Annotated in this window: 17 protein-coding genes; 10 read left to right on the plus strand and 7 right to left on the minus strand. The window is 68.5% G+C overall.

Annotation, left to right across the window (positions count from 1 at the left end; all coding sequences use genetic code 11):
- Positions 1 to 4 precede the first annotated feature (4 nt).
- The 3 genes from fliE to EBL85_RS00900 all read right to left on the minus strand — a co-directional run bounded on the left by fliE (position 5) and on the right by EBL85_RS00900 (position 2,729).
- Positions 5 to 340, minus strand: coding sequence for a flagellar hook-basal body complex protein FliE (fliE, locus tag EBL85_RS00890; RefSeq protein WP_025275171.1), 336 nt, complete (start codon positions 338 to 340; stop codon positions 5 to 7).
- A 258-nt stretch (positions 341 to 598) separates the two neighbouring features.
- Complete coding sequence (locus EBL85_RS00895) at positions 599 to 1,984, minus strand: sigma-54-dependent Fis family transcriptional regulator (protein ID WP_123140816.1); 1,386 nt, start codon at positions 1,982 to 1,984, stop codon at positions 599 to 601.
- 208 nt (positions 1,985 to 2,192) lie between these two features.
- Entirely contained in the window at positions 2,193 to 2,729 is a 537-nt protein-coding gene (locus tag EBL85_RS00900; protein WP_123140817.1) for a PilZ domain-containing protein, read from the minus strand.
- A gap of 159 nt (positions 2,730 to 2,888) precedes the next feature.
- Between EBL85_RS00900 and EBL85_RS00905 the strand changes: the two genes are divergently transcribed.
- On the plus strand, positions 2,889 to 3,173 hold the full coding sequence (locus tag EBL85_RS00905) for a late competence development ComFB family protein (RefSeq protein WP_123140818.1): 285 nt from the start codon (positions 2,889 to 2,891) through the stop codon (positions 3,171 to 3,173).
- 15 nt (positions 3,174 to 3,188) lie between these two features.
- On the opposite strand, the gene EBL85_RS00910 is transcribed toward EBL85_RS00905, so the two are convergent.
- Positions 3,189 to 3,533, minus strand: a complete 345-nt coding sequence (locus tag EBL85_RS00910; protein ID WP_123140819.1) for a hypothetical protein — start codon at positions 3,531 to 3,533, stop codon at positions 3,189 to 3,191.
- Positions 3,534 to 3,657: 124 nt separating this feature from the next.
- Here EBL85_RS00910 and EBL85_RS00915 point away from each other — a divergent pair, with 124 nt between their 5' ends.
- Positions 3,658 to 4,407 carry an endonuclease/exonuclease/phosphatase family protein gene (locus tag EBL85_RS00915; RefSeq protein WP_123141886.1) on the plus strand — a complete coding sequence of 250 codons (750 nt, stop codon included), beginning with the start codon at positions 3,658 to 3,660 and terminating at the stop codon, positions 4,405 to 4,407.
- 7 nt (positions 4,408 to 4,414) lie between these two features.
- Positions 4,415 to 6,571, plus strand: a complete 2,157-nt coding sequence (locus tag EBL85_RS00920; RefSeq protein ID WP_123141887.1) for a VTT domain-containing protein — start codon at positions 4,415 to 4,417, stop codon at positions 6,569 to 6,571.
- Between the two features lie 30 nt (positions 6,572 to 6,601).
- On the opposite strand, the gene EBL85_RS00925 is transcribed toward EBL85_RS00920, so the two are convergent.
- Entirely contained in the window at positions 6,602 to 9,457 is a 2,856-nt protein-coding gene (locus EBL85_RS00925; protein WP_123140822.1) for a PAS domain-containing hybrid sensor histidine kinase/response regulator, read from the minus strand.
- A 569-nt stretch (positions 9,458 to 10,026) separates the two neighbouring features.
- Here EBL85_RS00925 and EBL85_RS00930 point away from each other — a divergent pair.
- From EBL85_RS00930 to EBL85_RS00960, 7 genes are read left to right on the plus strand one after another with little or no spacing between them, the layout of a single operon-like run.
- The gene (locus EBL85_RS00930; RefSeq protein WP_123141888.1) at positions 10,027 to 11,391 is read left to right on the plus strand and encodes a V-type ATP synthase subunit B; all 1,365 of its coding nucleotides are present in this window, start codon (positions 10,027 to 10,029) and stop codon (positions 11,389 to 11,391) included.
- Positions 11,392 to 11,407: 16 nt separating this feature from the next.
- Positions 11,408 to 12,013, plus strand: coding sequence for a V-type ATP synthase subunit D (locus tag EBL85_RS00935; RefSeq protein WP_123140824.1), 606 nt, complete (start codon positions 11,408 to 11,410; stop codon positions 12,011 to 12,013).
- Entirely contained in the window at positions 12,010 to 13,815 is a 1,806-nt protein-coding gene (locus tag EBL85_RS00940; RefSeq protein WP_123141889.1) for a V-type ATP synthase subunit I, read from the plus strand. The genes EBL85_RS00935 and EBL85_RS00940 overlap by 4 nt, the downstream gene beginning before the upstream one ends.
- A complete protein-coding gene (locus EBL85_RS00945; protein WP_005224595.1) occupies positions 13,812 to 14,258 on the plus strand; it encodes an ATP synthase subunit C in 447 nt (148 codons plus the stop codon). The genes EBL85_RS00940 and EBL85_RS00945 overlap by 4 nt, the downstream gene beginning before the upstream one ends.
- 19 nt (positions 14,259 to 14,277) lie before the next feature.
- Complete coding sequence (locus tag EBL85_RS00950; protein ID WP_123140826.1) at positions 14,278 to 14,979, plus strand: hypothetical protein; 702 nt, start codon at positions 14,278 to 14,280, stop codon at positions 14,977 to 14,979.
- A gap of 12 nt (positions 14,980 to 14,991) precedes the next feature.
- Positions 14,992 to 15,681, plus strand: coding sequence for a hypothetical protein (locus tag EBL85_RS00955; RefSeq protein WP_123140827.1), 690 nt, complete (start codon positions 14,992 to 14,994; stop codon positions 15,679 to 15,681).
- Positions 15,682 to 15,725: 44 nt separating this feature from the next.
- Positions 15,726 to 17,573 carry a V-type ATP synthase subunit A gene (locus EBL85_RS00960; RefSeq protein WP_123141890.1) on the plus strand — a complete coding sequence of 616 codons (1,848 nt, stop codon included), beginning with the start codon at positions 15,726 to 15,728 and terminating at the stop codon, positions 17,571 to 17,573.
- Positions 17,574 to 17,577: 4 nt separating this feature from the next.
- On the opposite strand, the gene EBL85_RS00965 is transcribed toward EBL85_RS00960, so the two are convergent.
- Together EBL85_RS00965 and EBL85_RS00970 are read right to left on the minus strand one after the other, a co-directional pair.
- Positions 17,578 to 18,378 carry an OmpA family protein gene (locus EBL85_RS00965; protein WP_123141891.1) on the minus strand — a complete coding sequence of 267 codons (801 nt, stop codon included), beginning with the start codon at positions 18,376 to 18,378 and terminating at the stop codon, positions 17,578 to 17,580.
- A gap of 42 nt (positions 18,379 to 18,420) precedes the next feature.
- A complete protein-coding gene (locus EBL85_RS00970) occupies positions 18,421 to 19,401 on the minus strand; it encodes an SLAC1 anion channel family protein (protein ID WP_190288010.1) in 981 nt (326 codons plus the stop codon).
- Between the last annotated feature and the right edge of the window lie 124 nt (positions 19,402 to 19,525).

Here is a 19,525-nt window from a genome sequence, read left to right on the forward strand (position 1 = left end):
GCGCTCAGACCTGCATGCTCATGACTTCCTGGTACGCCGACAACAGCCGGTTGCGCACCTGATTGGTCGCCTCGAAGGCGAGACTCGACTTGTTCATCGCCACCATCACCTGCGGCAGACTGGTATTGGCCTCACCGAGCTCGAAACTGGTCTGCACCTGCTTGGCCTCCTGCTGCAACGCATTGACCGAGCGCAACGAATCGCGCAGCGCGGTGGCGAATTCACCGCCCTCGCTCGGCGCCGTCGGCTGCTGCGTCGCAGGCATGCTCCCCTCGACCCGTCCCGACTGCGAGAGCGCGCGCATCTGCTGCAAGACGTTCTGGATCTGCATGTCACTCACGTTCACAATCTCCCATCTCTTCAATCCACGTAATCCGGTTGGATACGCAGGTGCAGCGGCGTACCCGACCCTTGGACACGATATGGGATATTGCAAATTAAGTGCCAAAAACCTCAGGCATGGCGGCAGGGCCTGACGGACAAGGGCTGCGGCAGGATTGCGCAACCCCGGGCGCAGATGACGAGCAGCATCATCACCGACAGGACGTCGAATTCTTGACGGGCAATCTCGGTCTCCCGCTCGGCCGGGGGGGCTTTGCTAGTCGCCGCCGCGCCCCAGGCCGAACTTGCGCATGCGCTCGACCAGGGTGGTGCGACGCATGCCCAGACGTCGCGCGGCACGCGCCACCACCTGATCGTTCTGTTCCAGGGCGGTGACGATCATGCGGCGCTCGAGCTCGTTGAGATAGCCGCGCAACTCCACCCCCTCAGGCGGCAGGGCGCCTTCCTCGCACCCTCCGGGGAGCGCCGGGGCGGCGACCGGGGCCGGGGGCAACCCCTCAAGCACCTCGGCGGCCGCCTCGGGGCGAAAGCGCGGCGGCAGCTGCGCCAGGTCCACCGGCTCCCCCGGATAGAGGATCGCCAACTGCTCGAGCAGATTGGAGAGTTCGCGCACATTGCCCGGCCAGGGCAGCTGCGCGAGATAGGCGATGACCGCCGGGGTCAGCCGCGCGGTCTCCACCGACTGCGCGCGCAAGCGCTCCTCGAGCGCGCCGATCAGCAGCGGGATGTCGCTGCGCCGTTCGCGCAGCGCCGGCAACTCGATGGGAAAGACGTTGAGACGAAAGAACAGATCCTGGCGAAAGGCGCCGGCATCAACCGCCTCCTGGAGGTCTCGATGGGTGGCGGAGATGATCCGCGCCTGGGCCTGGATCGGCTTGTTGGAGCCGACCCGCTCGAAGGTTCGCTCCTCGAGCACGCGCAACAACTTGACCTGCATCGGCAGCGGCATGTCGCCGATCTCGTCGAGAAACAGCACGCCATCGGCGGCGAGCTCGAAGCGCCCGGTGCGAGCGGTGAAGGCCCCGGTGAAGGCCCCCTTCTCGTGACCGAACAGCTCGCTCTCGAGCAGGTCGGGCGGGATGGCGCCACAGTTGACGGCGACGAAGGGCTTGTCGCACCGCGACGAGGCGGCATGGATCGCGCGCGCCACCACCTCCTTGCCGGAGCCGGTCTCGCCGAGGATGAGCACCGTGGCATCGCTGTTGGCGACCTGGGTGATGGCGCGCTTGACCCCACGCATGATCGGATGGGCGCCGACCAGGCCCTCGATCCCGGACGTCTCGACGGCATCGGTCGCGTCCGCCCGTAACCACTGCAACACCGCCAGCACCCGCCCGACAACAGGCGGCTCGTCGACCACACAGACATGCCCGGGCAGCGCCTCGCGGGCACCGTCGAGCGGCTGACAGATCAGTGGCAGGGAGGGTGGACGGACACGCTCGAGCTGCTCGGCCAGACGCGCCCCCGGCGCGCACAGCCAGAGTGCTGCGAGTGACATCGTGTCGAGTTCGTCGAGGGCCTCGAGTGGCTGCACCTCGCAGCCGAGGAACTCCAGGATGTGTCCGGTCCTGTCGCGCGCCGGCTGATCACCGAACACACCGATCCGCACGCGTTGCTCAAATGGGTTGCCCTCGCTCGGCATCGTAAACGCAATCCTTCCGCGGTGAACGCAGCCCCGCGCTCGTGACACTCGCGCCCGCGACACGCGGAAGGCGAGCAGACGGCCGCCGAACCGGCTTGCTGTTTGCTCCGGAGAGGGCGCATCGCGATTCTTGATGGAGCGACGAGTTTCTAACGTCCGCGTCGGCCACTGTCAAGCACGCAGACCCCATGGTGCGACCGAAGGCGCGCTATCGCCGCGCCCGCGCCACTGCGCGCCGGTGCATCCGAAACACCCAACGCCCCAGCGCCTCGCGCAGCCCGTCATCACTGAACCGCCAGCGCGCGCCCATCGCACCATCGAGTTCGCAGACCGTCTCGAGCCCGAGCACCAGCGGCTGGGCGAAGGCTGTCGAGGGGTAGAGCTCGAGCCGATCATCGGCAGTATCGAGCAGCGCGGCGGGCAACACCACCCCCTCGGCACTCAGGGTCGCGCTCACCGGCGCCGGGAGTTGCGCCTGCATCCAGGTCGAGAGCAGCTGCATCAGCAGGTCGACCTTCGCCTCGAGTCGCTGCAGCTCCAGCGAGGGCGTCTCGTCGCGCCCGCCACGGCCACCGTCTTCGAGCATCGCGATGGCATCGAGCAGCCGAACCCCCGACTCCGCCGGGGTCGGGGGGCGACGGCTCGGCGCCAGCGCCAGCACCAGGGTGATGGCCAGGCCGTCGCCCAGCACGCCCCGCCATGCGGCGGGAATGGCGGCATCGGTCGAGCCGTGTCGATCGTGCATCTTCGCTCCTTTGGGATCGAACTCGGGACTTGCTGGACGACACGCCCTGCGTCATGGTCGAGATCGCGAGGCTTCGGCTAAGATAGCGCCGACCCATGGCGCATCGTGCCCACCCCGGGGCCGGCGCCATCCCGATAGGCAGAACCGGAGTCGACCGTCATGCTCTCCAGCATCGAGAATCACTATGAACGCCTGGTCGCCGCGCGTATCAGCGAGCTGCTCGCCGAGCGCGGCGAAGCCTTCGACGCAGACTACTTTGACGATCTCGCCTGTGTCGCGCTCAATTATCTGCCGCCGCGCTACGTACGCCACAGCATCGACTTCGCCTCGCACCAGAGCGACGAGGAACGCTCGCGCATGGCCGAGGAGGTCGCCGACGCCGTGGCCTTCGCCTTCGAGACCACCCGCCGCCGCCGCACACCGCGGCCCCACGAGGAAGACTGACCCCGACAGCGAGGCTCAGGCCTCGGCGTCGAACGACCCGCGCGTCGGCGCCGCCGGCCCGGGATCCAGCGCCGCGCTCAAGCGCGCCTCCCCGCTCGTCTGCGAGGTCGTGGAGGCGGGTTCGGCGGTGTGCTCGCCGGCCTCGAGTGCGAGACGGACGCGGGCGCCGATCTCGCCACCCAGCACTGCGCCGTCGCGCGCCTGTTCGTCGCTCGGGCGGCGCGGGCCGACCGCCTCGGGATCGTTGACCGGACGTGTCGACTCGGGGCGCGTGGCCACCCGCCCGAGCCCAAGCCGCTCCGACATGCTCGGACGCGCACCGGTGGGGACGAAGGGAACCGAAACCGGGACATCGATCATGGTGCTCACTCCTGCGCTGACGCTGAACCAACACGCCTTGCGACATCCTTTTCGTCTGCCCACAGTATAGGGGAACCGGCCCGGGGACGACGTGGCCGCGGTTGAATCACGCCACGCGGCAGCCATGTCATGGAACATGATGGCCGACCAGGACCCGCGCCAACGGCTGCGCGTGGTCACCTACAATATCCACGGCGGGATCGGCCGCGACGGTCGCCGCGACCTCGGACGCATTGCCACGGTGCTGCGCGCGCTCGATGCCGACCTGATCGCGCTCCAGGAGGTCGACTCGACCCCGACAGCACACGCGCCCTCGGCACAGATGCACGAGCTGGCGCAACTCGGCGACTATCACGCCATTCCCGGTCCGACCATCCTCACCCACGATCGCCACTACGGCAACGCCCTGCTCACCCGGCTGCCGGTCATCGCACTCACCCGTCTCGACCTCAGCGAACGCCGGCGCGAGCCGCGCGGAGCCATCGTCGCCGACCTGCGCACCGTGCACGGCACCCCGCTGCGCTGTCTCGCCACCCATCTCGGGCTGAGGACCCGGGAGCGACGCCGCCAGGTCGAACGCCTGCGCCCCTGGATCAGCGACTCACCCGCCCCCCTGGTGGTACTGGGCGACTTCAACACCTGGTGGCCGCTGGCGCGCACCGAACGCCAGCTCTCCCGGCTGCTCGGGCCCACCCCGAGGCTCGCCAGCTTCCCCGCCGCCTGGCCACTGCTCGCGCTCGATCGCGTCTGGACCCGACCGGCGGGACTGTTGCAGCGACTCGAACGCAGCCGCGACCCACGGGCCCGCATCGCCTCCGACCACCTGCCGCTCTACGCAGAACTGGCGCTGCCGCGCGCCACCCGAACAGGATGACCCCCCGATGGAACGTCACACGCCCAACCCATTGCTGGTACCCGGCGAGACCTGCTGGCAGATCACCGGCACCCGCCGTCTGGCTCCACTGATCGATGGCGAACGCTACTTCGCCACCCTGCGTCGGGCACTGATCAATGCCCGGCATCGCATCCTGATCCTCGGCTGGGACCTGCACAGTCAGCTCGAGCTGGTGCGCGAGGACCCCGGCGACGGGCTGCCGACCCGACTCGGCGAGCTGCTCCATGCCCTGCTCGAACGCACCCCCGGGCTCGAGGCCTGGATCCTGCTTTGGGACTATGCGCCGATCTACGCGCTCGAGCGTGAACCGCTGCTCTTCGGCATCCACCCCTGGCGCCAGCACCCTCGCCTGCACTTCGCCCTCGATGACAATCATCCGCTGGCGGCCAGTCACCACCAGAAGCTGGTGGTCATCGACGACGCACTGGCCTTCTGCGGCGGCTTCGACCTCGGCAAGTGGCGCTGGGACAGCAGCGCGCACCAGGCCGAGGATGCCCGCCGACGCGATCCCGACGGCAAGCCCTACCCGCCCTTCCACGACCTGCAATTGATGGTCGACGGCGAGAGCGCCGGCGCACTCGCCGAGCTGGCGCGCGCGCGCTGGGCGCGCTGCGGCGAGGAGACGCCCGCGCCGAGCCCACCACCGGTACACGATCCCTGGCCCGAAGGGGTCGCTGCGCTGCTGCGCGACCAACCCTGCGCCATCGCCCGCACCCAGCCGCAGCAACCGGCGCGCGACGACCAGGCACCGGAGCGGGAGGTGCGCGAGGTCGAGCAGCTCTATCTGGCGTTGTTCGCACGTGCCGAGCGGCTGATCTATCTCGAGAACCAGTACCTGACCTCGACCACCCTGTGCAGCGCGCTGTGCGAACGCCTCGGCGAGGCGCACGGCCCGGAGGTGGTGATCGTGCTGCCGCGCGAGACCGGCGCCTGGCTCGAACAGCACACCATGGACATACTTCGCGCCCGCCAGCTCGAGCGCCTGCGCGAGGCCGATCGGCACGCTCGACTGCGCGTCTACCACCCCGAGGTCCCCGGCCTCGAGAGCGGCTGCCTGATGGTCCACGCCAAGCTGGCGATCGTCGACGACCGCTGGTTGCGGGTCGGATCGGCCAATCTCAGCAATCGATCGATGGGGTTGGATACTGAATGCGACCTCTGTCTCGAGGTCACCGACGAGGAGGGACGGGCACGCATCGCCGCGCTGCGCCGCGAACTCATCGGCAACCTGCTCGACTGCGAGCCGCAACACCTGGCAAGCGCCGAACGGGAGGCCGGCGGACTGATCGGGGCAATCGAAGCGATCCGCGCCGATGCCCCTCCGGGGCGCAAGACCCTGACCCCGCTGGAGGGCGCCGTCGACCCGGAGTGGGAACGCCAGCTCCCCGACGAGCGGCTGATCGACCCCAAGCGCCCGCTCAACGTCCTCGATGTCGGCGACGCCGTGGTCGGGCGTCGTCATCTGCCGCACGCGCGGCGCCGACTCAGATTCGGGATCGCGCTGGTCGTGCTGCTCGCCGCGCTGGCGATCCTCTGGCGCTGGAGCGGCCTGGGCGAATCACTCGATCCGCAGCAGCTCGCCGAGCAACTGACCGATCAGCTCCACGCCCCCTGGGGGCCGGCGCTGTTGCTCGCGGGTTTCGTCGTCGGCAGTCTGCTGGCGATCCCGGTAACCCTGCTGATCCTGGTCACCGCGCTGGTCTACGGCCCCCTGGCCGGGGCCAGCTATGCCCTGCTCGGCTCGCTGCTCGCGGCGCTGGCGGCCTACGGGCTCGGTGCCTATCTCGGTCGACCCGCCGTCAACCGGCTCGCCGGCGGGCGCATCCACCGCCTCAGCGAGCGCCTGGCACGGCGCGGCATCCTCACCATCATCGCCGTGCGCATCGTCCCGGTCGCCCCCTTCACCCTGCTCAACCTGCTCGCCGGGGCCTCGCACATCCGCCTGCGTGACTACGCCATCGGCACCCTGATCGGGATGCTGCCCGGGGTGGCGACGATGGCGGTGTTCGCCGAGGGGTTGATGGCGTTGCTGCGCCGCGCCGGTCCCGAGCAGTTCCTGCTGCTCACCCTGGCACTGGCGCTGATCGTCGGGCTGACCCTGCTCGCCCGACGTCTGCTGACGGTGTTCGTCGAGCAACGCTGAGCGCTCGCCGCGACAGTGTTCCGACCGAGCTCAGCCGCGCCCGGGGTCGGTGGCGATCGCCGCCAGCAGCTGTCCCTGGAGGACCTCGGCGCGCGCCAGCGACACCTCGAGTATCTCGATCTCGGTCTCATCGCGCAGCGCGACATCGAGGGTGCGGCACAACCGCTGTAGCTCGACGAACCCCAGGGTCCCGGCGACACCGCTCAATGCATGTGCGAGCCGCCGCGCCTGATCGCGATCGCCCGACTGCAACGCCCGGCGTAGCTTGGCGAGATCCTCGCGATGATGCTCCGCGTACATGCCGACCAGTCGCGTATAGACCTCGCGCTTGCCATGCAGGCTCCTGAGGGCGAAGCTCAGATCGACATGACCGAGCTGGGCGAGCCGCTCCAGGACGTCGCCGGTGGCGACCTGTTCGTCCCCCTGCTCCAGCACCACAGCGCCCGCAGCGACGGCGCCCGATGGGGGCGCACTCGGTGTCTCGGTCATGGTGCGCGAGAGCCAGTCGAGCAGGGTGGCATAGAGGGTCTGGGGGTCGACCGGCTTGGAGACATGACCGTTCATCCCCGCCGCCTCGCAACGGCGCCGGTCGTCATCATAGGCATTGGCGGTCATCGCGATGATCGGTCGCTCCTCCCAGCCGGGCAACCGGCGCAACCGCCGGGTGGCCTCGAGTCCGTCCATCTCGGGCATCTGCAGATCCATCAGGACCAAATCATAGTGAACCCGCCGCGCCATGGTCACCGCCTCGCGGCCATTGTCGGCGACGTCGACCTCCAGCCCGACATCCTTGAGGATCTCGGCGGCGACCTCCTGGTTGACCTGGTTGTCTTCCACCAGCAGCACCCGGGCACCACGATGGCGTTCGCTCAGATGCGCCGCCGCATCCCCTTCCTCGCGTGGCACACCGAGTTCGATCGGATCCTGGTTCTCGGCCTGACCGAGCCAGGCGGTGAACCAGAAGGTGCTGCCCTTGCCGGAAACGCTCTCGACCCCGGTCTGGCCTCCCATCATCAAGGCCAGCCGGCGAGTGATCGCCAACCCCAGCCCACTGCCCGAATAGCGACGGGTGGCGGAATTGTCGACCTGGGTGAAGGGCTGGAACAGCTGCTTGAGATCGGCGGGCTCGATGCCGATCCCGGTATCGGTGACGGCAAAACGGATCAACAGGCGTCTGCCACGGGTCTCGAGGACCTCGGCACGCAGCAGGATGCGGCCCTCGTGGGTGAACTTGATCGCATTGCCCAGATAGTTGAGCAACGCCTGGCGCAGTCGCGTACTGTCGCCATGGAGCACCGCCGGCAGCCCTTCGGCCTCGCAGTCGAGTGCCAGCCCCTTGGCCGCGGCCTGCGCCTGGACCAACGCCTCGACCTGGTTGAACAGCTCGGCGATGGCGAAGTCATGGGTCTCCAGCGTGAGCTTGCCCGCCTCGATCTTGGAGACGTCGAGGATGTCGTTGATGATCGACAGCAGGTGGTTGGCCGCCCCCTTGATCTTGGCCAGGGTGGCACGTTGCTGCGGCGTTGCCATCTCGCGCCCGAGCAGATAGGTCAGCCCGAGGATGGCGTTCATCGGCGAGCGGATCTCGTGACTCATGTTGGCGAGGAAGGCGCTCTTGGCCCGGCTGGCCTCCTCGGCGCGCTCACGCGCCTCGGAGAGCTGACGGGTGCGCGCCGCGACCAGCTCCTCGAGATGATCGCGATAGCGCTCGAGCTCCTCGGCGATGCGCTTCTTCTCGGTGACGTCCTCCTTGACCGCGACATAGTGGGTGATGCGCCCGTCGGGTTGACGGATCGGCGCGATCACCGCCATCTCGATGTATTCGCTGCCATCCTGACGACGGTTGACGAACTCGCCGCGCCACACCTCGCCACGGGCCAGCGTCGCCCAGAGGTCGCGATAGGTCGAGCGCGGCGTGCGCCCCGACTGCAGGATGCGCGGGTTGGCGCCGATCAGCGCCTCGCGGGCATAGCCGCTGTTGTGCACGAAGGCCTCGTTGACATACTCGATGGTGCCATCGGGGTCGGTGATGGCGATGCTCTCCGGGCTCTGCTCGATCGCCAGGGAGAGCTTGCGGATATGTTCCTCGGCGGCCTTGCGCTCGCTCAGGTCGATGTCGACGCAATACATCTGCGGCTCGCCGTCCGGGCCGCGCAACATCACGTGACTGGAGAAGACGTGCGCCGGCGAGCCATCGGCGCGACGCAGGGTCATCTCCCCGGCCGGCGGGACCGGGGCACCGTGGACCCAGGAGTCGACCGCGCTGATCACATAGTGACGCAGCGCGTCGGGAATGATCAGGTCCTCGAGCTTGACGCCGAGCGCCTCGGCCGGGCGGTAGCCGTAGAGCACCTCGCTTGCCGGGTTCCAGTAGATCACCCGACGGTTGCGATCATAGCCCTGCACCGAGATCGCCTCGACCTGCTCGAACAAGGCGTGGAACCGGGTTTCGGTATCCCAGGCCGCCTCGGCGGCGCGGCGACGCTCGGTGACATCGCGCGCACTGCCGAGCAGCGCGAACCGCCGCCCCTGCTCATCGCACAGCGGCGCACAGCTGATCTCGAACCAGCGCGACTCACCGCCACCGGGACGCTCGAGACGCTGGTCGCGGCGCGACTCGCCCCCGTCACCGAGCACCGCCGCGGCCTGCTCGCCGAGCGCGGCGGCAAAGGACGGCGGAAACAGGTCGGCCTCGGTGCACCCGATCACCTGCTCGGCGGCGATGCCGAAATGCTGCTCGAAGGCGGGATTGCAATACAGATAGCGGCCATCCAGATCCTTGACCCAGGTGGGATCGGGGAGCTGGCGCACCAGGTTCTCGAAAAAGGCCTCGGCGTTCGCGGCCTTACCGGCCCCACGCTCGCCAAGTCGGAAAAGCCATGCCATGGACTTGTCGGAAATCGCTCGATCCGTTGTTGCAAGACTCGCGCGCCTGCCGCCAGTCACGACGGGCAGGAGGTGTCGCGCACGCCCGGGTCGTCAACGTGATGTTCGTCTCCGACGACTTGCCCCACGTCACACGCTGGCGATCTCGCCCACCCCGATCAACGCGTGACGCGCCCTCCGTGACAGCGCACCCGCCGTGGTCTCTCGGCAGCATGCGCCTTGGCCATCCTTAAAGTCAGACCCCTTCGTTACATCCGGCCCGAGGGGCCGGGGTCGCTCACCTGTTTCTGGCGGCCAGCGCCGTGCTTGTCAAGCCTGGGGAGGCGCCATTCGTCTGCCCGAACATCCCCGACAGCAGGTCTGGGGAATCGGCCCGGAGGTCTACAATCGCATGTTTCGACGAGGAAAACACGACCGCCGGATGACCGTCGGCAACGCCCCACAGGGCCACCGTTCGAGCACCGACCAGACCATTGTCAACTGGAGCCATCGAGACGCAGCTGATACCATCGACTGAGAGCAGGCCCGAGGCATCCGCCCCGCGCCAGACCAGCACGGAGACCCTCAAGGTGACCCAAACCCTGGTTCGCTACTCCAAGGTCGTCGAGATCGTCGGAGACATCCTCAAGGTGAGGGTCCCGAGCCGCGGCGGCAACACTCAGACCCGTGTCGCCTTCGACGATCTGGCGCTGGTCGAGGACCCCGGTGGCTTCAGCTCGCTGGCGCGCGCCATCCGCATCGACCGCGACCTGGTCTCGCTGCAGGTCTTCGCCGGCACCAAGGGGCTCTCCACCGAGGCCTCGGTACGCTTCCTCGGGCACCCGATGCAGGTCACCTACTCGGCCAACATCCTCGGGCGGGTATTCCGTGGCGACGGCGAGCCCCTCGACACCGCCCCCGACCTCTCCCAGGACCCCAAGCTCGACATCGGTGGTCCGCCGGCCAACCCCGCGCGCCGACTGCTCGCCTCGAAGATGATCCGCACCGACGTGCCGATGATCGATGTCTTCAACTCGTTGGTCGAGAGCCAGAAGATCCCCATCTTCTCGGTCGCCGGTGAGCCTTACAACCAGCTGCTCGCGCGCATCGGCATCCAGGCCGACGCCGACATCGTGGTGTTCGGTGGCCTCGGGCTGATCTTCGACGACTATCACTACTTCCTGCGTCGCTTCGAGGATGCCGGGGTGTTCGCCCGCACGGTGATGTTCGTCAACCTCGCCTCCGACCCGGTGGTCGAGCGGCTGCTGGTGCCGGACATGGCGCTGGCGGTGGCCGAGCGCTTCGCCGTCGAGGAGGGCAAGCGGGTGCTGGTGCTCCTGACCGACATGACCGCCTATGCCGACGCCATGAAGGAGGTCGGTATCGCGATGGAGTCTGTCCCCTCGAACCGAGGCTACATGGGCGACCTCTACTCCCAGCTCGCGCGCCGCTACGAGAAGGCCGCCGACTACAAGGACGGCGGCTCACTGACCATCCTCTCGGTCACCACCATGCCCGGCGACGACGTCACCCATCCGGTCCCGGACAATACCGGCTACATCACCGAGGGGCAGTTCTATCTGCACGACGGCGCCATCGACCCCTTCGGTTCACTCTCGCGACTCAAGCAGCATGTCATCGGCAAGGTCACCCGCGAGGACCACGGCCAGATCATGAACACCATGATCCGCTTCTACTCCGGCGCCCGCGACGCCGAGCAGAAACAGGCGATGGCCTTCGAACTCTCCGAGTTCGACCACCGCCTGCTCAGGTTCGGTCGGCTGTTTCGCGAGCGCTTCATGGACATCGAGGTCAGCCTGCCGCTCGAGGCCGCGCTCGATCTCTGCTGGCAGACCCTGGCCGAGTGCTTCGAGCCCGCGGACCTGTTGATGAAGCAACAGCTCATCGACAAGTACTTCCCCCGCCTCGACGACCCGCACGACGCGGTCGCCTGACCCCGGGAGCGCGGCCATGGCACGACTGAGCCTGAGCAAGTCATCGCTGGCCAAGCAACAGCGCCAGCTGCAGACCTTCGAGCGCTATCTGCCCTCGCTCGATCTCAAGCGCCGCCAGCTACTCGCCGAGCGCGCCCGCGCCCAGGACGAGCGCACCGCGCTCGAGCAAGCCATCGCCACCCTGCGCGAACAGGTGCGCGAACAGCTGCCGATGCTCGCCAACACCGAGATCCCGCTGGCCGGACTGACCCGCGTCACCCAGATCCGCATCGACGAGGAGAATCGCATGGGCACCCGGCTGCCGCGGCTCGTCGGAGTCGACTTCGACCGTGTCGACTACGGCTGTCTGAGCCGCCCGCACTGGGTCGATCCACTGGTCGAGCGGCTCGAACAGATGCTCGAACTGCGCATCCGACTGCGTCTGCAGCAACAGCGCGTGACCCTGCTCGAGACCGCAGTGCGCAAGGTCACCCAGCGCGTCAACCTGTTCGAGAAGGTGCTGATCCCACGCACCCGCGCCCATATCAAGCGCATCCGCGTCGCCCTCTCCGACGCCGAGCGCGCCGCCGTGGTGCGTTCCAAGATCGCCAAGGCCAAGCGTCAACGGGGAGGTCTGGCATGAGCATCATGACGATGCGCCGCGTCACCCTGGCCGGACTCGCGGCCGACAAGGACGCGGTGCTCGAGCAGCTCCAGCAGCTCGGTTGCATGCACCTGGTCGAACTCGGCGCTCACCCCAGAGAGCCCGAGCGCACCCCCTCGCCCCATGCCCTGGAGGCGCGCAAGGCGCTGCGCCATCTGCGCGAGGTGCCGGACAAACGCCGCCAGGTCCGCGAGCCGACCGACTTCGACCTCGCCGCGACCATCACCCAGGTGCTCGACAACCAGCAGCGGCTGCGCGACATCAGCGATCGCCGCGACGCCCTGCGCCAGCGCCTCGCCGAACTCGAGCCCTGGGGCGAGTTCAGCCTCCCCGAGCCGGCGGCGCTCGCCGGACGCAAGCTGTGGTTCTACATCCTGCCGCTGCGTCAGCTCGACGCCCTCGCCCGACTCGAACTGCCCTGGCAGATCGTCCATCGCGACCATCGTCAGGCCTGGGTGGTGGTGATCGCCGAGCGCGAACCGCCGGCCGACGCCCTGCCGGTGGCGCGTACCCACACCGGCGCGTTCAGTCGCTCCGAGGTCGCGCGCCGGCTCGAACGCGCCGAGATCGAACTCGAGGCAGTGATCGCCGAGCGTCACGCGCTCACCCGCTGGATCTATCTGCTCTCCTCGCATCTCGCCGAGGCCGAGGACCAGGCCGGGCTCAACTACGCCCGCGCCCAGACCTATGACGACGAGGCGCTGTTCCTGGTCCAGGGCTGGGTCGCGCTCGAGGACTGCCCCGGCGTGCAGGCGCTGGCCGACCAGCTCGGCCTCGCGTTGCTGCTCGAGGCCCCGGGCGCGGATGATCAACCACCGACCCGGCTCGACAATCCGGCCCCGGTAGCCGCCGGTCAGGACCTGGTCGGCTTCTACCAGATGCCGGCCTATCGCAGCTGGGACCCGTCGCGGGTGCTGTTCTTCTCCTTCACCCTGTTCTTCGCGATGATCCTCTCCGACGCCGGCTACGCGCTGGTGCTCGGCGCCGCGCTGGCACTCGGCTGGCGCCGCCTCGGGCGCAGCGAGACCGGGGGGCGGCTGCGCCTGCTCGCGCTCGCGTTGTGCGGCGGGGCGCTGCTCTGGGGAATCCTGGTGGGGAGCTACTTCGGCGTCACGCCAGCGCCCGATGGGCTGCTCGGCCAGCTCAGGGTCTTCGATCTCGACGACTTCGCCACCATGATGTGGCTGTCGGTGGCGATCGGCGTGCTCCACCTGGTGCTGGCCAATGTCGAACGCGCGCTGAGCAGCGCTCCCGGGGCCGAGCGCCGTATCGCGCTCGCCTGGATCGCCGCCCTGCTCGGCGGCTTCGCGCTGTGGAGCGGCACCGGCCCGAGCGGACCGCTCTGGCTCGCCACCCTCGGCCAGTGGCTGCTCGGCGGCGGCCTGATCGCGCTCTTCACGCTCGGCAGCGACCGTCCGATACGCAGCCCGACCTCGGCGTTGCTACGTGTGCTCGACGGTCTGCGCCAACTGGTGCGCGTCACCCAGGCCTTCGGCGACGTGCTCTCCTATCTGCGCCTGTTCGCGCTGGGGTTGGCCTCGGCCTCGCTCGCGCTGACCTTCAACGAGCTGGCGCGCGACGTCCAGCAGGGCCAGCCCGGACTCGGACTGCTGCTCTCGATCCTCATCCTCCTCGTCGGTCACGTCCTCAACCTCGCGCTCTGTCTGATGAGCGGCGTGGTGCACGGACTGCGTCTGAACTTCATCGAGTTCTACAACTGGGCGCTGGCCGGCGAGGGCTATCCCTTCAAGCCCTTCAAGAAGACGGAGCTGAGCGAATGAACGAACTGGTGATTGCACTGGGTTGGGCGGGGCTGTGCGGTGCCATGGCGCTCGGCGCCATCGGCAGCATCATCGGCTGCGCGATCGCCGGTCAGGCGGCGATCGGCGCCATGGTCGACACCGATTCCGGCTACGGCCGCTATATCGGCATCTCGGTGATGCCCTCCTCCCAGGTCATCTACGGCATCGTGATCATGTTCACCCTGCAGCGCGAGGTCACCGTCGACACCGCCCCGGCGCTGTTCGGCATCGGCATCCTCGCCGGCCTGGCGCTGCTGTTCTCGGCGGTACGCCAGGGCCAGGCCTGTGCCTCGGCGATCCACGCGAGCAAGACCAAGCCCGAGATCTTCGGTCTGTCGCTGGCCCCGGCGGCGATCGTCGAGGGCTTCGCGGTGTTCGCCTTCGTCTTCGCGCTGGTGCTCGCCGGCGGCATCCCGGCCTGAACCGGGGGGAGCTGAACAGATGACCACCACAGACAGCGGCATCCCCGAGGGGCTCGCCTCCTCCGGTATCGAGACCCTGATCGCGCGGCTGCGCGAGGAAGGGGTGAGCGCCGGGCGCGACCAGGCCGGCGAGATCGAGCGCGCCGCGCGCCGTCAGGCCGGCGAGATCGAGCGCGCCGCCAATGAGCGCGCCGCGGCCATCGTCGAGGAGGCACGGCGCGAGGCCGAGGCCCTGCGCAAGGGCGGCGAGGAGGCGTTGCGCATCGCCATGCGCGACACCGTGCTGCGGCTCAAGTCCGAGCTCTCCGATCGCTTCAGCGACGAGGTCAAGCGGCTGATCGCCGCCGAGCTCGAACAGCAGAGCTTCCTCCAACAGTTGATCCTCGAGGTCGGTCGCGCCGCACGCGAGGAGGCCGGCATCGATGCCGGCCAGGCGGTCGACATCCAGCTGCCCAAGGCGCTGGTCGGCCCCGAGGAGTTGCGGCGCAACCCGCTGGAACTGCGCGAGGGCTCGCTGTCGCACTTCGTGCTCTCGATCGCCGGCAACGTGCTCGCCGAGGGCGTGACCTTCAGCGTCGGCGACGACGACAGCCAGGGCATCCGTCTCTCGCTGCGCGACCAGGACGTGCAGATCGACCTCACCGACGACAAGGTCGCGGCGCTGCTGCTCGCCCACCTCCAGCCTCGCTTCCGCGCCATCCTCGAGGGGATGGTGAAGTAGCGGGGTGGCGCCATGACCGACTCACACCGTTACGCCATGCTGCTGAGCGCACTGCCGGCGCACGGGGCGCTGTTCACCGCGCGCCAGACGCCGCTCTCGCGCATCCGTCTCGAACAGCGCCTGACCCAGCTCGACGCCGAGGACGCGCGCACCCTGCGCACCCTGAGAACCCTGATCGAATGGGCCGAGCAGGACCCGCACAGCAGCGACCAGGCCGTCCTCGAGCGCGCCCGGCGGCAGATCCCCACCCTGCCCGATCCCTTCGCCCGCGACCTCGCCGACTGGCGACTGGAGATGCGCACGCTGATCTGCGCGCTGCGCCGTCGCCATCGTGGCGAGCCGCCGCCGAGCGAGCGGCGCTGGGGATACGGGCGCTGGACCGAACAGGTGCGCCGCCACTGGAACGAACCGGCGTTCCGGCTCGAACGCGCCTGCCCCTGGCTGCCGGAGGCCGCGCGCCGCCTCGACCAAGGCGATGCCATCGGCGTCGAGCGACTGCTGCTGAGGACGGTCTGGGAGCATCTCGAACGACTCCACGACGGCCACCACTTCGACTTCGCCGCGGTGATCATCTACGCGCTGCGCTGGGATCTGGTGGCCCGCTGGACCAGCTATCACCACGAGCGCGCACTGGCGCGCTTCGATGACCTGATCGAGACCGCGCTCGACGGGGTCGAACTCACCCCCGAGGCGGCGGCCTGAGCGCGCCGCGCCGATCGCCCGACCTTGCCGAAGAGGAACCCGCAATGGATGACGCGCTGACACCCCAGGTCCAGGCCGACTCGCCCGCCCGGGTGGTCTCGGTCCAGGAGAGCCTGGCCACCATCGAGGCCGGCTGGCGCAACGGTACGCGCCTGCCGCTGAAGAAGAACGAGGTGGTGTTCATCCGCCCCGAGCGTAGCGACGGGGAGCGACTCAAGTCCGAGGTGCTGCGGGTGCGCGGCGAGTTCGCCGACGTGCAGGTGTTCGAGGACACCCGCGGGGTGAGCATCGGCGATCCGGTGGAGCAGTCCGATGAGCTGCTCTCGGTCGAGCTCGGCCCGGGACTGCTCGGCGAGGTCTACGACGGCCTGCAGAACCCGCTGGAGAAGATCGCCATCACCCATGGCGTGTTCCTGCCGCGCGGGGTCGATCTCGACGCCCTCGATCGCAACCGCAAGTGGTCCTTCGTGCCGCTGGTCCAGCACGGCGCGCGGCTGCGCGCCGGCGGGGTGCTCGGCACCGTCCAGGAGGGACGCTACACCCACAAGATCATGGTGCCCTTCGATCAGGAGGGCGAGGTCGAGGTGACCTGGATCCAGGAGGGCAGTATCACCGTCGACACCCCGGTGGCGCGCATCCGCGACCGGCGCGGCCACGAGCGCTCGCTCGATCTCATCCAGCGCTGGCCGGTACGCCGCGCGCTCACCGAGCACATGCTGCGCACGCGCACCACCGAGCGGCTCTATCCGGACGAGCCGATGACCACCAGCATCCGTCTGATCGACACCTTCTTTCCCATCGCCCGCGGCGGCACCGGCTGCATCCCCGGCCCCTTCGGCGCCGGCAAGACGGTGCTCCAACACCTGCTGGCCAAGCACGCCGCCGTCGACATCGTGATCGTGGTCGCCTGCGGCGAGCGCGCCGGCGAGGTGGTCGAGACCATCAGCGAGTTCCCCCAGCTCTCCGACCCCAAGACCGGCGGCTCGCTGATGGATCGCACCATCATCATCTGCAACACCTCGTCGATGCCGGTGGCCTCGCGCGAGGCCTCGATCTACACCGGCATCACCCTCGGCGAGTACTACCGCCAGATGGGCTATCAGGTGCTGCTGCTGGCCGACTCCACCTCGCGCTGGGCGCAGGCGATGCGCGAGACCTCCGGGCGGCTCGAGGAGATCCCCGGCGAGGAGGCCTTCCCCGCCTATCTCGACTCGGCGATCCGCAGCGTCTACGAGCGCGCCGGGGTGGTGCGCACCGCCGACGCCAGCGTCGGCAGCCTGACCATGATCGGCACCGTCTCGCCGGCCGGGGGCAACTTCGAGGAACCGGTCACCCAGTCGACCCTGAGCACCGTCAAGTGCTTCCTCGGACTGTCCTACGATCGCGCCTACAAGCGCTTCTATCCGGCGATCGACCCGTTGATCTCCTGGTCACGCTATCTCGGCCAGCTCGCCCCCTGGTACGAACAACATCTCGGTGCCGACTGGAACCGTCGGGTCGAGGCGATGCAGCAGCTCCTGGTCCGTGGCGAGGCGGTGCAGCAGATGATGCAGGTCACCGGCGAGGAGGGCGTGACCACCGAGGACTACGTCACCTACCAGCAGGCGCTGCTGCTCGACATGACCTTCCTCCAGCAGGACGCCTTCGACGCGGTCGACGCGGCGGTACCACTGGCGCGCCAGCGCCAGATCTTCGAGCTGATCGACAGCCTGATCGGGCGTGAGCGCGCCTTTGCCGACAAGGACGCCGCGCGCGCCTTCTTCACCCGGCTCACCGCGCTACTGAAGAACCTCAACTACGCCGCCCAGGACTCGCACGACTTCACCCGCCTGCTCGAGGAGATCGCCGCGCTCGACGAGGACACCCCGGTCGCACTGGCGGCGACCGGCTGAGTCCTTACGCCGGGTCGCGGTCCTCGCCGACGCCGGGCAGGGTGAAATAGACCTCGACCCGGCGATTGCGCGCGCGCGACGCGGCATCGATCTCCTCGACCAGCGGCTCGCTCGAGCCGACACCCTCGACCGTGATCCGCGCCGACTCGACCCCGAGCGCGACCAGCGCCGCGGCGACCGCCGCGGCGCGCGCTTGCGACAACACCAGGTTGCCCGACGCATCGCCGCTGGCATCGGTGTGCCCACTCAGCAGCAGCTGCAACTCAGGGTGCGCCTGCAGATGCTCGGCGATCGCCGTCAGCGGCGCGATCGGCCCCTCGGGCAGCTCGGCGGCACCGGGGGCGAAACGCAACCTCTCCTCCCCCAGACTCACCAGGGCGCCACGCGGGGTGAAACGCGCACCGAGTGCGGCGTAGTCGCGCAGCAACCCGGCATGCGCCACCTCTTCATCAGCGCTCTCGACGGTCTCGACGCGTTGACCGAGTACCGCGCGCAGCCCCTCGATCCGGCGCTCCAGCGCCTCCGTCTCGACGGCCTCACGCTGCGCGCGCTCACGCAGCGCCTGCTCCAAACGCTCGATGCGCTGCTGCTGCGCCTGCCAGCGCGTCTCCTGCTCGGCCAGCGCGGCGTGCAGCGACGCCAGCGGATCGGGCGACGTCGTCTCGTCCGCGACCGCGGTGCCAGTCGACACCGTCAGGCCGTCGTCGACGACATAGACCAGGGCCAGCCCGGCGACGAACATCAGCGACAGAAAGGGAATGACGAGCCAGGCCTTGGTGGCGCTCGCCGGGGTCTGTTCAGACATGGCAGATGACTCCTGAAGACGACAACCGATGACGCAACACGCTCAATGCCCGGGCACGCAGATCCCGCGCCGCAGCACCGCCCGCAGGGTCGACCACAGCAGGATCACGATGATGCCGGTGAGCATGGTGAGCATCGCCACGCCGAAATAGCGATAGAACAACGCCTCGGTCTGCTCGGCCATCACCATCGAGGCGATGCTGAAGGCGGCCAGCGGGAAGGAATAGGCCCACCAGGAGAGGAAGAAGCGCAACCGCAGGAAACGCCCGGCCTGACTGAACAGCAACAGGGTCAGGAACATCGCGGCGAAATAGAGCACCAGGGCGAAGGTATCGAGGCTGTCGACCAGTCGCGTGTAGGCGATGAAACCGACCGCCGGAGGCGCGATCAGGATGAAGAGGGTCGGGGTCAGCCGGTCCTCGATCGGGTTGTGGAACAGCACGCGGTTGAAGATGATGGTCAGCAGCACCAGCCAGAACAGCACACCGACGCTGAAGAAGAACCAGGAGACCGACTCGAACCCCAGCGGCACCCCGGCGATCGGCACCAGCACATTACCCACTGCCGGGATGAACCAGGCCGGGTTCATATGCTGCACCTTGAAGTGCTCCTGATGCATCCAGGCGCTGACGATATAGAGGGTGAAGACCAGGTGCAGCCCTGCCCCCGCGAACCACAGCATCCGGCTCACCGACGGTTGCAACGGCAGATAGGCGATGGCCAGCAACAGCAGACTGATCGAGATGGTGGGAAAGAAGTTGAGCTTGACCGGGTGGCGCAACTCGGCGAGTACCGCCTGCGGATAACGCAGCAGCTTGGCGACATAGAGCACTGCCAGGGTGAGAAACAGCAGGCTGCTGAAACCAACCAGCCAGGGGGTGATCCCGAGATCCAGGCCGAGCAGGTGCTGCGCCTTCTCCCAGCCGATGGTCAGCCCACTCATCCCCATCACCATGGCGAAGAACGGGATCGGGAAGAAGGCGAGACGCCCCTGCGGCACGCCGCCGCTGGTCTGGACATCCATCTGCGCGCCGCTCACAGCGCCGACCCGAACAGCAACAGGGCAAGCGCCAACGCGGTCGCGGTCGCCGGGACGAAGGGCCAGAGCTGGGCCGGCCACGCCGGCAGTGGGCTGGTGGTCATCGCGG

The sequence above is a fragment of the Marichromatium sp. AB32 genome, assembly GCF_003718675.1.
In the GTDB taxonomy this organism is placed as follows: domain Bacteria; phylum Pseudomonadota; class Gammaproteobacteria; order Chromatiales; family Chromatiaceae; genus Marichromatium; species Marichromatium gracile.